General features: G+C 71.8%; 12 protein-coding genes, 2 tRNA genes and 1 pseudogene. 6 read left to right on the forward strand and 9 right to left on the reverse strand.

Annotated features, from left to right (window positions below):
* Positions 1–180: pseudogene (locus tag JJV70_RS16600) on the forward strand (hypothetical protein); the annotation flags it as partial.
* A gap of 155 nt (positions 181–335) precedes the next feature.
* Here the strand turns inward: JJV70_RS16600 and JJV70_RS16605 are convergent.
* The 7 genes from JJV70_RS16605 to JJV70_RS16635 all read right to left on the reverse strand — a co-directional run bounded on the left by JJV70_RS16605 (position 336) and on the right by JJV70_RS16635 (position 7960).
* Complete coding sequence (locus JJV70_RS16605) at positions 336–2735, reverse strand: excinuclease ABC subunit UvrA (protein ID WP_219048780.1); 2400 nt, start codon at positions 2733–2735, stop codon at positions 336–338.
* Positions 2736–2915: 180 nt separating this feature from the next.
* Positions 2916–3332 carry a VOC family protein gene (locus JJV70_RS16610; protein ID WP_219048781.1) on the reverse strand — a complete coding sequence of 139 codons (417 nt, stop codon included), beginning with the start codon at positions 3330–3332 and terminating at the stop codon, positions 2916–2918.
* A 10-nt stretch (positions 3333–3342) separates the two neighbouring features.
* Complete coding sequence (locus tag JJV70_RS16615) at positions 3343–3780, reverse strand: helix-turn-helix domain-containing protein (protein WP_219048782.1); 438 nt, start codon at positions 3778–3780, stop codon at positions 3343–3345.
* Positions 3781–4053: 273 nt separating this feature from the next.
* The gene (locus JJV70_RS16620) at positions 4054–4941 is read right to left on the reverse strand and encodes a universal stress protein (RefSeq protein WP_219048783.1); all 888 of its coding nucleotides are present in this window, start codon (positions 4939–4941) and stop codon (positions 4054–4056) included.
* Between the two features lie 349 nt (positions 4942–5290).
* Entirely contained in the window at positions 5291–6049 is a 759-nt protein-coding gene (locus JJV70_RS16625; protein WP_219048784.1) for a nucleotidyltransferase family protein, read from the reverse strand.
* Positions 6050–6178: 129 nt separating this feature from the next.
* Positions 6179–6601, reverse strand: coding sequence for a hypothetical protein (locus JJV70_RS16630; protein WP_219048785.1), 423 nt, complete (start codon positions 6599–6601; stop codon positions 6179–6181).
* A 237-nt stretch (positions 6602–6838) separates the two neighbouring features.
* Positions 6839–7960 (reverse strand): ABC transporter ATP-binding protein, encoded by a 1122-nt coding sequence (locus tag JJV70_RS16635; protein ID WP_219048786.1) that lies wholly within the window; start codon positions 7958–7960, stop codon positions 6839–6841.
* 197 nt (positions 7961–8157) lie between these two features.
* Here JJV70_RS16635 and JJV70_RS16640 point away from each other — a divergent pair.
* Positions 8158–8235 (forward strand) — tRNA-Thr (locus JJV70_RS16640).
* 679 nt (positions 8236–8914) lie between these two features.
* Positions 8915–9280, forward strand: a complete 366-nt coding sequence (locus tag JJV70_RS16645) for an RNHCP domain-containing protein (protein ID WP_219048839.1) — start codon at positions 8915–8917, stop codon at positions 9278–9280.
* Positions 9281–9953: 673 nt separating this feature from the next.
* Here JJV70_RS16645 and JJV70_RS16650 read toward each other — a convergent pair.
* Positions 9954–10325: a hypothetical protein gene (locus JJV70_RS16650; protein ID WP_257574075.1), complete on the reverse strand. Its 372-nt coding sequence runs from the start codon at positions 10323–10325 to the stop codon at positions 9954–9956.
* A 285-nt stretch (positions 10326–10610) separates the two neighbouring features.
* Here JJV70_RS16650 and JJV70_RS16655 point away from each other — a divergent pair, with 285 nt between their 5' ends.
* From JJV70_RS16655 to JJV70_RS16665, 3 genes are all read left to right on the forward strand, one after another.
* Positions 10611–11504 (forward strand): universal stress protein, encoded by an 894-nt coding sequence (locus JJV70_RS16655; protein ID WP_219048788.1) that lies wholly within the window; start codon positions 10611–10613, stop codon positions 11502–11504.
* A gap of 189 nt (positions 11505–11693) precedes the next feature.
* Positions 11694–11770 (forward strand) — tRNA-Met (locus JJV70_RS16660).
* Between the two features lie 397 nt (positions 11771–12167).
* Positions 12168–13139 carry a sialidase family protein gene (locus JJV70_RS16665; RefSeq protein ID WP_308294850.1) on the forward strand — a complete coding sequence of 324 codons (972 nt, stop codon included), beginning with the start codon at positions 12168–12170 and terminating at the stop codon, positions 13137–13139.
* Here JJV70_RS16665 and JJV70_RS16670 read toward each other — a convergent pair.
* Positions 13129–13437 carry a DUF397 domain-containing protein gene (locus JJV70_RS16670; protein WP_219048789.1) on the reverse strand — a complete coding sequence of 103 codons (309 nt, stop codon included), beginning with the start codon at positions 13435–13437 and terminating at the stop codon, positions 13129–13131. The genes JJV70_RS16665 and JJV70_RS16670 overlap by 11 nt on opposite strands.
* Positions 13438–13649: the final 212 nt, after the last annotated feature.

Here is a 13649-nt window from a genome sequence, read left to right on the forward strand (position 1 = left end):
CCCCCGGCCGCTCCCGAGCCCCCGCCCGCCCCGGAGCCCCCGGCCGCGCCGCAGCCCACCGCGGGCGGCAGCACGGGCGGCTCCACCGGCGGCTCCACCGGCGGAGACTCGGCCCCCGCCGAACCGGAGCCGGGGTCCGGCGGCTCCGGCGGCGGCGCCCTGGGCGGCCTCCTGGGCTGAACCCGCCGGGCGGCAGGCGTTCGGCCCGGCCGGGTCACCGCCCGCCGCCGCGTCCCCTCGCGCGGCGGCGGCCGGTGGCTGGCGGCCCGGTGGGACCGGTGGCAGCGCGCCGCCGGTTCCCACCGGCCGGGTCGCCGCCGGACCCACCGGCCGGGTCAGGCGCCGACGTAGGCCGCCAGGTGCTCGCCGGTGAGGGTGGAACGGGCGGCCACGAGGTCGGCGGGCGTGCCCTCGAAGACGACCCGGCCCCCGTCGTGGCCCGCGCCGGGCCCGAGGTCGATGATCCAGTCCGCGTGCGCCATGACCGCCTGGTGGTGCTCGACGACGATGACCGACGTACCGGAGTCCACCAGCCGGTCCAGCAGCCCGAGCAACTGCTCGACGTCGGCGAGGTGGAGGCCGGTGGTGGGCTCGTCCAGCACGTAGACGGACCGGCCCCCGCCCTGGTCACCCAGGTGGGTGGCCAGCTTCAGCCGCTGCCGCTCCCCGCCGGACAGCGTGGTGAGCGGCTGCCCGAGGCGGAGGTAGCCGAGCCCGACGTCGGCGAGGCGGACCAGGACGCGGTGCGCGGCCGGTGTGCGCGCCGCACCCGAGCCGAAGAACTCCCCGGCCTCGGCCACCGACATCGCCAGCACCTCGCTGATGTCCCGGCCCCCGAGGCGGTACTCCAGCACCGACGCCTGGAACCGCTTGCCCTCGCACTCCTCGCAGGTGCTGGCGACGCCGCTCATCATCGCCAGGTCCGTGTAGATGACGCCCGCACCGTTGCAGGCAGGGCAGGCGCCTTCGGAGTTGGCGCTGAACAGGCCGGGTTTGACGCCGCACGCCTTGGCGAACGCCTTGCGGACCGGGTCGAGCAGCCCGGTGTAGGTGGCCGGGTTGCTGCGCCGCGAGCCCCGGATGGGGGCCTGGTCCACCGACACCACCCCCGCGCCGGCCGGAAGCGAGCCGTGCACCAGCGAGCTCTTGCCGGAACCGGCGACTCCGGTGACGACGGTGAGCACGCCGAGCGGGATATCGACGTCCACCTCGCGCAGGTTGTGCGTCCGCGCGCCACGGATCTCCAGCGCCCCGGTGCGCCCCCGCACGGTCTCCTTCAGGCTCGCCCGGTCGTCGAGGTGCCGCCCAGTGAGGGTGCCGGCGGAGCGCAGCCCCTCGACGGTGCCCTCGAAGCAGACGGTGCCGCCCGCCGTACCGGCGCCGGGGCCGAGGTCCACCACGTGGTCGGCGATCGCGATCAGCTCCGGCTTGTGCTCCACGACCAGCACCGTGTTGCCCTTGTCCCGCAGCCGCAACAGCAGGTCGTTCATCCGCTGGACGTCATGCGGGTGCAGGCCGATGGAGGGCTCGTCGAAGACGTAGGTGACGTCGGTCAGCGCGGAGCCGAGCTGGCGGATCATCTTGGTGCGCTGCGCCTCGCCGCCCGACAGTGTGCCCGAGGGGCGGTCGAGCGAGAGGTAGCCGAGGCCGATCTCGACGAACGAGTCGAGGGTGTGCCCGAGCGTGGCCAGCAGCGGCGCCACCGAGGGTTCGTCCAGTTCGCGGACCCACTCGGCCAGGTCGCTGAGCTGCATCGCGCAGGCGTCGGCGATGCTGACCCCGCCGATCCGCGCCGACCGGGCCGCTTCGCTGAGCCGGGTGCCGTCGCACTCGGGGCAGGTGGCGAAGGTGACCGCCCGGTCCACGAACTCCCGGATGTGCGGCTGCATCGCCTCCCGGTCCTTGGCGAGGAACGACTTGCGGATCTTGGGGATCAGTCCCTCGTAGGTGAGGTTCACGCCCTCCACCTTGACCTTGGTGGGCTCCCGGTGGAGGAAGTCGTGCATCTCCTTCTTGGTGAACTCACGGATTGGCTTGTCCGGGTCGAGGAAGCCCGACTCGGCGTAGGTCCGCACCGTCCACCAGCTGTCGGACTTCCAGCCGGGAATGGTGAACGCGCCCTCGGCCAGCGACTTGGAGTCGTCGTAGAGCTGGGTGAGGTCGATGTCGGAGACCTTGCCCCGGCCCTCGCAGCGCGTACACATGCCGCCGGTGCGCGTGTACGTCGCCTTCACCGCTTTCTTGTTGCCGCGTTCGACGGTGATCGCGCCGCTGGCCCGTACCGAGGGCACGTTGAAGGCGAACGCGCTGGGCGGGCCGACGTGCGGCTGGCCGAGGCGGCTGAAGAGGATGCGCAGCAGCGCGTTGGCGTCGGTGGCGGTGCCGACCGTGGAGCGCGGGTCGGCACCCATCCGCTGCTGGTCCACGATGATCGCCGTCGTCAGCCCGTCCAGGACGTCCACCTCCGGCCGCGACAGCGTCGGCATGAACCCCTGCACGAACGCGCTGTAGGTCTCGTTGATCAGCCGCTGTGACTCGGCGGCGATCGTGTGGAACACCAGCGAGCTCTTGCCCGAGCCGGAGACCCCGGTGAACACCGTCAGGCGGCGCTTGGGGATCTCGATGTGGACGTCCTTGAGGTTGTTCTCCCGCGCCCCGTGCACGCGGATCATCTCGTGGCTGTCGGCCGCGTGCGGCACCGAGGCCCGCGTGTCCGGCTTCGAAGACCTGCTCATCTCTCTCCCTTTGGGGGCCGAAGGCCGCGTTCCCCCGGCGCCCGCCTGTGTTGTCGCCTGCCTGTGCCGTCGCCTGCCTGGGGGTCGGCCCGTCTGGGGGTCGGCCCCGGGGAGGCCGGAAGGCGGGCCGGGGCCACAGGGGCCAGCGGCACGGCCCTTCGCGGGCGCTCCGAGCGGCGGTCAGGCGTTCCGGCGCTGGGCGATCCGCAGCATGTTGCCCGCCGGGTCGCGGAAGGCACAGTCGCGGACGCCGTAGGGCTGGTCCGTCGGCTCCTGGAGCACCTCGGCGCCCGAGGCCCGGACGCGTTCGAAGGTGGCGTCGCAGTCCTCGGTGGAGAAGATCACCCCGCGCAGCATGCCCTTGGCCAGCAGCTCGGCCATGGCCTGCCGGTCCGCCGGGGAGGCGTTCGGGTCGGCCAGCGGCGGCTCCAGCACGATCTCGACGTCGGGCTGCGCGGGGGAGCCGAGGGTCACCCAGCGCATCCCCTCGAACCCGACGTCGTTGCGTACCTGGAGCCCGAGCGCGTCGCGGTAGAAGGCGAGCGCCTGGTCGTGGTCGTCTACGGCGATGAAGCACTGTGACAGCTTGATGTCCATGGCGCTCACGCTACGGGCGGGCCGGTCCGCTTGGCTTCTCCATTCCTGACCGGCTCGGTGTTCTGACCGGCCGGGTGAACACCTTGGCGACGCACGCCGGGATGGCCGCGCCCTCCTCGTACCGACGCGCCCGGTACGCGCTCGGGCTCTCCCCCACCAGCTCGGTGAACCGCGAACTGAACGACCCCAGCGACGTACACCCGACCGCGCAGCAGACCTCTGTCACCGACAGGTCACCGCGCCGCAGCAGCGCCTTGGCCCGCTCGATCCGGCGCGTCATCAGGTAGCTGTACGGCGTCTCGCCGAAGGCGGCGCGGAAGCTGCGCGAGAAGTGGCCGGGTGACATGTGGGCCGCCCGCGCCAGCGCCGGGACGTCCAGCGGCTCCGCGTAGTCGCGGTCCATCGTGTCGCGGGCCCGGCGGAGCCGGACCAGGTCGGCAAGCGTCACCGGGCCAGCATCCCACGGCTACTTTGGGGCCGCCGGGGGCGCATAGCGGCGGCCCGCAGAACGCTGGTCAGCGGATCATGGACCTGCCGCCCGCCCCGCCCTACCGCTGCGGCGGGCAGCGCTGGGGTGCCGAACCGCGCGAGCCGCCGCGCGGCCGCTCTTCCCGCGGAGGCCGCGCGCTCGGCACCGCACCCCCACGCGGCGCGGCGCGCGGGCGCTCAGCCCGTCACGCGCGCCGCTGGGGGCGTGGCTCGTCCCAGCGCTGCGGGTCTTTCACCCTGAGGCGTCGGACCCGCGCACGACGGCAACCGGGCAGTGCGCGTGGTGCAGCAGCGCCTGGCTGACCGACCCGAGGACGAGACCGGTGAACCCGCCGCGGCCCCGGGCACCGAGAACGACCAGCCCCGCGTTCTCGCTCGCCTCGATCAGCGCCTCCCGGGCGCCCCCACGGACCACGGAGTGCTCCACCGTGACCTCCGGGTACCGCTCCCGCTGGCCCGCTACGGCCTCGGCCAGCAGACGTTCCTCCCCGGCCGCGAGCATGCCCGGCTCCAGCGCGTAGGGGGCCGCCGGGTCCTGCGGCTGCGGGGCCGCCACCTTCCACGGCGTCCACGCGTGCAGGGCCGTGACCCCCGTGCCGCGCAGGCTGGCTTCTTCGAAGGCGAACTCCACCGCACTCTCGCCCGCTGGAGAACCGTCCGTCCCCAGCAGGACGGGGCCGGTCCGGTCGGACTCGCCCCGGACCACCAGGACCGGGCAGCGGCCATGCGCGGCCAGGTGCACCGCCGTGGAGCCCACCAGCAGGCCCACGAACCCGCCCATGCCCCGGCTGCCGACCACGACCAGCGACGCCGTGCGCGACTGGGCCTCCATCACCGTCAGCGCCTCACCTGACACGACGGCGCTGCTGACCTCCACCTCGGGAGCCACGGAACGCGCCCGTTCCACCGCCTCCGCGACCAGCTGTTCCGCCATGTTCCGCAACCCGCCGTCAGCGGGCCCGAGCGAGGAGGGACCGAGCGGCACATGCATCGCCGGCCAGATGAACGCGTGCACCACCTTCAGCTCGCACTGACGCAGCCGCGCTTCCCGGGCCGCCACCGACACCGCGTCCAGGCTGGACTGCGAGCCGTCCACGCCGACCACGACCGGCCCGCTCATCGCGCGCCCCCCAGCCGCATCGACGCCAGCGGCCCGGGGCCGGCCACGTCACGCGCGTGGCGCCCCGAATCCCTGTGCCTGGCGGTCCATTGCCCCGTACTTGCGACACTCATCATGCGCACTCCTCCCAGCTGTCCTGCCGACTCTAGTGATCGCTCGTTGCCACTGAGCCATTCGGGTGGTGTTCTGCCGTGAGGCAGCCGGGCGGCGTCTCGCCGGTGGCGGCGCGGCGGCCGTGCGGGAAGCGGCCGGGTGACGTGAGGCCGCGCCCGGGTGGCTTCGCGGCCCATCGCGTCGCCCGTGCCCCACACCGACGGGCGAGAAGACCACCCGGCCACCATCACACGGGTCACTTCGTGGACGTGGCGAGTTCCCTCGCGGCCTCGGAGAGATCCTTCGCGGTGTCGATAGCGCGCCAGTAGGCGCCCTGGGGGAGTGGGTACCCGGCGAGGCGGCCGTCGCGGGCGAGGTGGGGGAAGGTGGTGCGCTCGTGGTCGCCGCGTTCGGGGAGGAGCTCGGTGAACTCCGGGCCGCAGACGTAGACACCCGCGTTGACCTCGTACGTCGTCGGCGGGGACTCGATGAAGTCCACGACGTGGCCGAAACCGTCGGTGCGGACGGCGCCCCAGGGCAGGCGGGGGCGGGCGAGCGCGAGGGTAGCCACGGCCGCGCGCTCGGCGTGGAAGGCGGCCATGTCGCGCAGCGGGAAGCGCGTCCAGATGTCGCCGTTGGTCGCGTACCAGGGTTCACCGGTGCGCGGGAGGGCACGGGCGGCGAACCGCAGCCCGCCGCCCCGGCCCAGTGGTTCCTTCTCCACCACCGTCGTCACCCGCAGCGGTCCCGCCCCGGGTTCTTCGCCGACCACCGGCAGCTCCGCCGACTCCAGCCACGCCTGCAGCACCTCCGCGAGGTGGCCGCAGGAGACGACGACGTCCGTGACGCCCTCGTGCGCGAGCCAGGACAGCTGGAAGCCGATGATCGGGGTCCCCGTGCCGGGGATCTCGATCATCGGCTTCGGCCGGTCGTCGGTGTACGGCCGCAGGCGGGTGCCCTGACCTCCGGCCAGGATCACCGCCTGCGTGGGGTGGACGCGGGGATCGTCTGCCATGGCCCGCACGGTAGCCGCCCCGGCGCGGGAGCGCCCCGTCACGACGGCCGTGAGCCACTGCCGCGCGGGGGCTGGCCCGGGCTGGCCATCTCGGCGTCACCCCGGCGTCACCCCGGCGCGGCCCCGGCGTCAGCGGAAGTCGGCCACGCCCGCGGCGAACGCGGTGTCGCACACCGGGCGGGAGAACTGCTGCGCCCGCTCGGGGGAGCCGTACTTCACCACGGCCGCGTGTCCGAGTGCCCGTGCCAGGTCCTCGCAGTGCTCGGCCAGCTCCGGCTTCTCCCGCATCGCGCGCTGGAGACTGGTGAGCGCCGCGTCCGGGTCCTTCGCCTCCAGCTCGGCCACCAGCTCCTCCTCCAGCACCTGGTGCGGGGCGGGCTCGGGGGCCTTGAGCGGCGTCTTTGAGCGCTCGGTGGAGGCCGTCAGGACCTGGGACTCCGGCATGGCCCCTGACCACGGCACGCTGGCCACTGCGAGCGTCCCGGACAGGACCAGGACGACCGGAAGGACGAGGGCGAGAGATCTGCCGATACGGCGTACTGCCTGATTCACTGGTGTCTTCCTCGCAACGGAACGTCCCCGGCGGTGCCAGGGCGGAACAGGCCCCCTAGGGAGGGCAACCGCCACGATGGTAGCGAGTCGTAGTGCCGCGACAACATTAAGTCACCCTGATGAGTGAAGACTTTCCAGGTTTAGCCGGACGAACGTTGACGCAACGTGCCCCGAGCAGCGCAAGGGGCCGGACGCGTGCCCGGCCCCTCACCGCAGGTCCTTGCTCCCGTGGCCCGCTCAGTCGCTCAGGCGCTCGCCCGAGGAGGTGGCGAACACGTGCGCCTCACCCGGGCGCGGGACGACGTGGATCTCCGCGCCCTTCTCCGGCGCGCCGCGCCCGCCCACGCGGACCACCAGGTCCTTGTCCGTGCCGCCCACGTGCGCGGTGCCGTAGACGAAGGCGTCCGCGCCCAGCTCCTCGACCACGTTCACCGTCACCGCCAGGCCAGCGGGCTCGTCCTTGGACAGCGCGCGGGCCGGGTCCCCGTCCACCAGATCGAAGTGCTCGGGCCGCACCCCCACGGTCACCGTCTTGTCGCCCTTGTCCGCGGCGCCCGCGACGGCCTCGCGGTCCACCGGCACCACGCTGTTGCCGAACTTCACCCCGCCGTCGGTGATGGGCACCTCGACCAGGTTCATCGCGGGCGAGCCGATGAACCCGGCCACGAACAGGTTGGCGGGCTTGTCGTACATGCGCCGGGGTGAGTCCACCTGCTGGAGGAGACCGTCCTTGAGCACCGCCACGCGGTCGCCCATGGTCATGGCCTCCACCTGGTCGTGCGTCACGTACACCGTGGTGATGCCCAGCCGGCGCTGGAGGCCCGCGATCTGGGTGCGGGTCTGCACGCGCAGCTTCGCGTCCAGGTTCGACAGCGGCTCGTCCATGAGGAACACCTGCGGCTCGCGCACGATCGCGCGGCCCATCGCCACCCGCTGCCGCTGACCACCCGACAGCGCCTTCGGCTTGCGCTCCAGGTAGTCGGTGAGGTCGAGGATCTTCGCCGCGTCCTCCACCTTCTGCCGGATCTCCGCCTTCGGCACGCCCGCGATCTTCAGCGCGAAGCCCATGTTCTGGGCGACGGACATGTGCGGGTAGAGCGCGTAGTTCTGGAACACCATGGCGATGTCCCGGTCCTTGGGCGGCAGGTGGGTGACGTCCCGGTCACCGATGCGGATGGCGCCCCCATCGACGTCCTCCAGCCCCGCGAGCATCCGCAGGGAGGTGGACTTGCCGCATCCGGAGGGGCCGACGAGGACGAGGAACTCGCCGTCCTCGATCTCGATGTCGAGCTGATCGACGGCGGGCTTCTCACTTCCCGGGTAGACCCGGGAAGCCTTGTCATACGTGACCGTAGCCATGCTGTGGTGTCTCCTTCACCGGCAGGAACGTGCCGGACGATCCGAGTAAAGGGAGGTGGCCGCCCACGCGACCGTGGACGTTTGGGCGACGTTAACCCGGCCATCAGCGGTTTGTCAGTACACGGTGGGTAACGGACCGGCCTCCCCGGCCACGCGTCCCCCGCCTGGCGCACGGATGTAGAGTGGACGCGCCCCACGCCGCCTTAGCTCAGTCCGGCCAGAGCACCGCACTTGTAATGCGTAGGTCGTCGGTTCGAATCCGACAGGCGGCTCCATCCTGACCAGGCAGAACGCACCGAACGGCCCCTTGGAACATCGCTCCAGGGGGCCGTTTTCCTGCGTGGGGGACAAAGGGGGACAGCGCGCTGTCGGGACGCTGAGGGGGGTCGGGGACTGATCAGGCAGTTTCCGCCGCTACTGGGCACTGAGTAGATAGGCCGCGGGTGCGAGAGCCTTCGGTGACTGCGCGGTCAGTGGTGGTCCGAGCAGCCGTCCGTGGTCAGCCATGCTCGGAGGAAGGCACCACATTGCGTGTGCCTGGGTCCCGGGAGTGCGCCCGTACGATGGGGAAGGATCCTGCGGTTCGCTGGGTCGGCCGTGGGACGAGGATGAAGGAGGTGGCGTGATCACGACGATGAGGCATGCTGCTGCCGGTCCTGCCTGACGGGGGACGGCGCCGACGGCAGTGAGACCGGACGGACACCTACCGGCGGCACGTGGGGGATGCCCGCGTGACAGTGGCCGGGACAACACACAAACCCGGTCGTGGTCCGGATCCGGAGCGCCCATGCGCTCTGGTGAAGCTGGAGCCGGAAGTAATCGCCCTACAGGCGGTGAACCGCGTCACTCCCCAGTCAAGCCTGCGACCCCCGCCCGCCGTGGCGAGGGGAGAGCGAACGGAACCCTGCGCCTTCGAGTTGAAGATCCTTTTCGACTCGCCAAGGAGCAGCGACCATCAGCAGAACAACCGAAAACACCGGCTTCACCTGCGGACACTGCGGCAGGGAGGTCGCGGCGCTGGTCAACGGAAGCTACCGCAACCACTGCCCGCACTGCCTGCACTCGCTGCACGTGGACATCGTGCCCGGGGACCGTCTCAACGACTGCCGCGCGCTCATGCGCCCGGTTGCCGTCGAGCACCACTCCGCCAAGGGCTACATGATCGTCCACCAGTGCACCGGCTGCGGGACCCGTGGCCGCAACCGCATGGCCGATGACCTGTATCAGGGCGACGACCTCGATGCCGTCCTCGCGCTCATGCGCCAGGCCGTCAGCCGCCACGAAGCCGGACATACCAACCGGCGCCGGACACGCGTCTGACGCCCTGCGGCTCCCGCCCACGGCGGGAGCCGCGCCCTGCCGTCTCCCGTATCCGCCTGGCCACCGCGGTTCCTCGGCCGGACCGTCTCGGTGCCTGGTCCTCGGCTCGCCGCAGTGGCTCTCGCGGTGTGCGACCGCGATTCCTCCGGGCTGGCAACGCTCCCAGTCCAGAAACCTCCGCGCGGCACCGGTGGAGGCCCGGCATGGCTTGTGTTTTCGGGGTGTGGTCTTGGCGGCAGTAGGGTGATCTCCATGGCCTGCTCAGGCTCGCTCCCGGGTCCTGGCAGCCTGCTCACCGCGGAGGCCCCAGCGCGGACGTCCACCCGGGATCGGGATGGGCCGGTTCCCCGACACGACGTCGAGGGACGGGGCTGCCCCGTGAAATCGTGACCGGCTGCCGTCCCGGAATCGGACAGCAGACTTTGCAGATGAAGAAGTACTCCCGCCGCGGTGTGACCCGCGTGCTATGACTGACGGCGGTTGCTAGGAGTTGTCTTCAAATTTCACGCCCACATCAGGAGCGAGACGAGGGTGACGGCTGCCTGGTAGGACTCGGCGGTTTTGTCGTAGCCGGTCGCGATGCCGCGCCACTGCTTGAGCCGGGGGACCCCGCTTCACACGGTCACCTCTCTGCCTTCTGCTGGGCTGGAGAGCAGAAGGCATCAGCATGGGGTCATGCGTCCGGCGTCCTTCCGTGGAAGCTGCCAACAGTGTCGGCTAGCTTCCGCTGAATCGACCGGAGAGTCTGGAGGGTGGACTCGTCCTCAAGCCCTGTGGTCGTTGACCATTCCAGGCCCGACCCCGCGAGGTCACTGATGAAGACGATCTCCGTGGCCAGCAGAACGCGCGCCCAGTCCGCAGGAGGGAGAGGAACGCCTTCTTCGAGTGCGCGGCGCAGCTCTCCGCATCGGCCGAGCAGGTCTTCCCAGCCCGCGAACCCCATGCCGACGGCGAGCTGGTCGCTGCACCGTGCCGGGCCACCCCATTCCAGCAGTGCTCGCCGTAGCATTTCGATCTCGTCCTGCTTCAGCAGGCGGTCTGCCATCACAGCCGATTCTGACATTAGCTCAATCCTTCCCAGTGGTCTTCCAGCCTGGTGGGGGTTTCCCTTTCGGGGAAGAAAGACGTGCGGCGGCAGGCCAGTGGGCGGCTGCGTGCGGCGGAGGCTACGGGCGAAGAGCTCACCGCGTTGAGCGAGCGGGCCATCCGCGACGACGATCCCCGCAGCTCCTGCGCCACCCCTTTCTGTGGCCCTGCCGAGCGGAGGAGGCCGACGTATCCTGGAAGTGCCCCAGGGCATGCGCTCATTGGCTTGCAGAGGGAGAATCGCATGGTGCGCCAGATCGTCGCTGGAGTGGACGGGTCCCCGGAAAGCACTGCCGCGGCGGCATGGGCCGCTCGGGAGGCGGTCAGCGAAAACGTTCCGCTGAGACTGGTCCACGCCTCGCGCGGTCCGGTGGGCGGCACCAAGCGGCACCTGGCCAAAGAGATGCTGGTGCACGTTCAGACCCAGTTGCTCGAAACCCATCCCTCGCTGGACATCACGACCCGGATGGCGGAGGGTTCCGCCACGGACGCGCTGCTGGAGGAGGCCCGGGAAGCGGCCTTGCTGGTACTCGGTTCCCGGGGGATCGGAACGCTCGTCGGCTTTCTGACCGGCTCCGTCTCCCTGCGCACGATCGGCAAGGCACCCTGCCCCGTGGTCCTCGTGCGATCCGGGCACGCGGACCACGAGGCGCAGGAGCCAGACCCGTCAGGAGCGCCGTCAGCCGTCACCCGGGGCCGGCCCGTCGTGCTCGCTCTGGATCTCCCCGCCCCGGGTGAGGAACTGGCGGAGTTCGCCTTCCAGTTCGCCGCGCGCCACGGTGCGAAGCTCAGCATCGTCCACGCGTCGCCAAGCGCCCCCGTCTACCCGTACGCCTCCGGTATCCCGTCCATGATGATGGAAATCGAAGATCTGGAGCGGGAGGAGCGAGAGGAGGCGGCACGTCTCCTCAACGAGGCTCTTGAACCGTTGCGGGCACGGTATCCCGGGGTGGAGGCAGCGGTGACGGCGCAAACGGGTACGGCGGGACACCTGCTCGTCGAGGCGGCGCGGGAAGCCGGACTCCTGGTGGTGGGCCGGAAGATCCGTGACTCCGTCGTCGGCCCCCACACGGGCCACGTCGCCCACGCCGTCCTGCACCACGCCCCGTCACCGGTCGCGGTGGTACCGCACCACTGACGGGCTGCCGCCAGGGAGGAGCCGCCTGGCCGGTGTCGGTGCCTCACCGCACGCGGCCAGCGCGGCGTGGCCTGCCGCTTCCGCCGCCGGGAAGGAACGCGCCGACGCGTCACCGCACCGGCGGAATCGTCCGGCGGGCACCCCGTGGCGGTCGGGCCGCGCGGGGTGGAGTAGAGTTCTCTTCACCGACGCGGGGTGGAGCAGCTCGGTAGCTCGCTGGGCTCATAACCCAGAGGTCGCAGGTTCAAATCCTGTCCCCGCTACCAAGGCGGCCCGGCGCACCAGCGCCGGGCCGCACCTTTTGGCCCAGCCGTGCCCACATCGGTGCGTGCGCCAGGGGGCACCTCGCGGCCCGCGCGGGCGTGGTGGCCCGGGCGAGGGCCGCCCGGCGGTGACACTGACGCCGTGATCTTCGTGCCCGCCGCCGTGACCGCCGTCCTCGCCCTGCTCGGTCCGCCCGCGCCGCCTGAGCCCCCGGCACCGCCTGCTGCCGGGTGGTCCGCGCCCGCGCCGCCCGCTGCCGCGTTGCCTGGGTCTGCGGTGCCCGGGGCCGGGGCTGCGGCGTCCCCTTCCTCCGGGTCCGGCCAGCCCGCGCCGTCGTGTACGGAATCCGTGCCGTTCGCGCAGCGTACGGAAGGGTACCGGGGGTTTCGGATTCCGGCTGTGGTGCGGGCCGGGGGCGCGGTGGTGGCGTTCGCCGAGGGACGCAAGGACAGCCTCGCGGACGACGGTGACATCGACGTCGTCGCCCGGCGCTCGCTGGACGGCGGCTGCACGTGGGGGCCGCTGCGGGTGGTGGCCGACATGGGCCGGGACACCATCGGCAACCCCGCGCCCGTCGTGCACCCCGGCACCGGGCGGCTGACGCTGCTGACCAGCCGCAACGAGCACGGCGTCATGGCGCACCGCCGGGTCTACGTCCAGCACAGCGACGACGCCGGGCGCACGTTCAGCACGCCGCGCGAGATCACCGGGCAGGTTAAGCCCGACCACTGGAACTGGTACGGCACCGGGCCAGGCCACGCCATCGCCCTGCGGCACGGGCCGCACGCTGGACGCCTGCTCGTCCCGGGCAACCACAGCTACCTGCCGCCCGGCTCCTCGGCGTACCGCTCCGGGGCGCACGCGCTCTACAGCGACGACGCGGGCACCACCTGGCACCTCGGTTACGTCGCCCAACCCTCCGGGGACGCCCTTCGGTTGAGTGAGAACACGCTGACCGAGCTGCCCGACGGCCGGATCTACACCAACGTCCGCGACGACGGTGGTACCGCGCCCGCCACCCGTGCCGACGCCTACCTCGCCCCCGGCGGCGGGCGCCTGCTCAGCCCCTACCGCCCCGAACCCGGCCTGACCGGCCCCGTCGTGCAGGGCAGCACCCTGTGGGCCGGTGACCGCCTCGTCTACTCCGGCCCGGCCGACCCGGGCGCCCGCCGCGACCTCACCCTCCGCGTCAGCACTGACCACGGCCACACCTGGCATCCCGGGCCACGCCTGACCTCCGGCCCGTCCGCCTACTCCGACCTCGTCCTGCTCGCCCCGGACACGCTCGGCGTGCTGCACGAGGCGGGTACCAGGTCGCCGTACGAATCCCTCACCCTCACCCGCGTCCCGGTCTCCCAGCTCACCGGGTGACGGCGGCTCCGGTGACGCCCGCCCCTACCGCCGTAGGTGTACGCCCAGCGTGGCGGCTCTTGATCGCACGGAGGAAGCCGCGCATGCGGGCGGCGTCGGTGATGAGCACGGTGGCCGGATCGGCGCTCTCGCGGAGGACGAGGGAGGGACCGGCCGTCTGCCCCAGCTCGACGCACGCGTTTCCTTCCGCGCAGCGGGAAGACCGCTGCCAGGCGGACGCCTCTTCGCCAGTCATGGCCAGCTCGACGCAGGAACTGCCTTCGCCGCAGTAGGAAGACCGTTGCCAGGAGGGGTGCACAGATGAACTCCTTCACCGCTCGGTTGCGGGCTGGGGCGCGCATCTGGTGGGAGATGACGTGTTCGGGCTGCGCGGGAAGGTGGTGTGGGTGGAGCTGTCCCGGGCGCGGGCGGACTTCGTCGTGGCGGCGTAGCGGCGTAGCGGCGTGCGGGGGGCGGGTGCCCGTTCGATGCGTTACCCCGCGTCGAGTGGGCACCCGGGCGAGGGAGACA

This window comes from Streptomyces sp. JJ66 (assembly GCF_019303495.1).
In the GTDB taxonomy this organism is placed as follows: Bacteria; Actinomycetota; Actinomycetes; order Streptomycetales; family Streptomycetaceae; genus Streptomyces.

Coding starts and splice junctions, on each gene's coding strand:
- JJV70_RS16605 (WP_219048780.1), bottom strand. CDS start 2,735: ATGAGCAGGTCTTCGAAGCCGGACACGCGGGCCTCGGTGCCGCACGCG.
- JJV70_RS16610 (WP_219048781.1), bottom strand. CDS start 3,332: ATGGACATCAAGCTGTCACAGTGCTTCATCGCCGTAGACGACCACGAC.
- JJV70_RS16620 (WP_219048783.1), bottom strand. CDS start 4,941: ATGAGCGGGCCGGTCGTGGTCGGCGTGGACGGCTCGCAGTCCAGCCTG.
- JJV70_RS16625 (WP_219048784.1), bottom strand. CDS start 6,049: ATGGCAGACGATCCCCGCGTCCACCCCACGCAGGCGGTGATCCTGGCC.
- JJV70_RS16635 (WP_219048786.1), bottom strand. CDS start 7,960: ATGGCTACGGTCACGTATGACAAGGCTTCCCGGGTCTACCCGGGAAGT.
- JJV70_RS16650 (WP_257574075.1), bottom strand. CDS start 10,325: ATGGCAGACCGCCTGCTGAAGCAGGACGAGATCGAAATGCTACGGCGA.
- JJV70_RS16655 (WP_219048788.1), top strand. CDS start 10,611: ATGGTGCGCCAGATCGTCGCTGGAGTGGACGGGTCCCCGGAAAGCACT.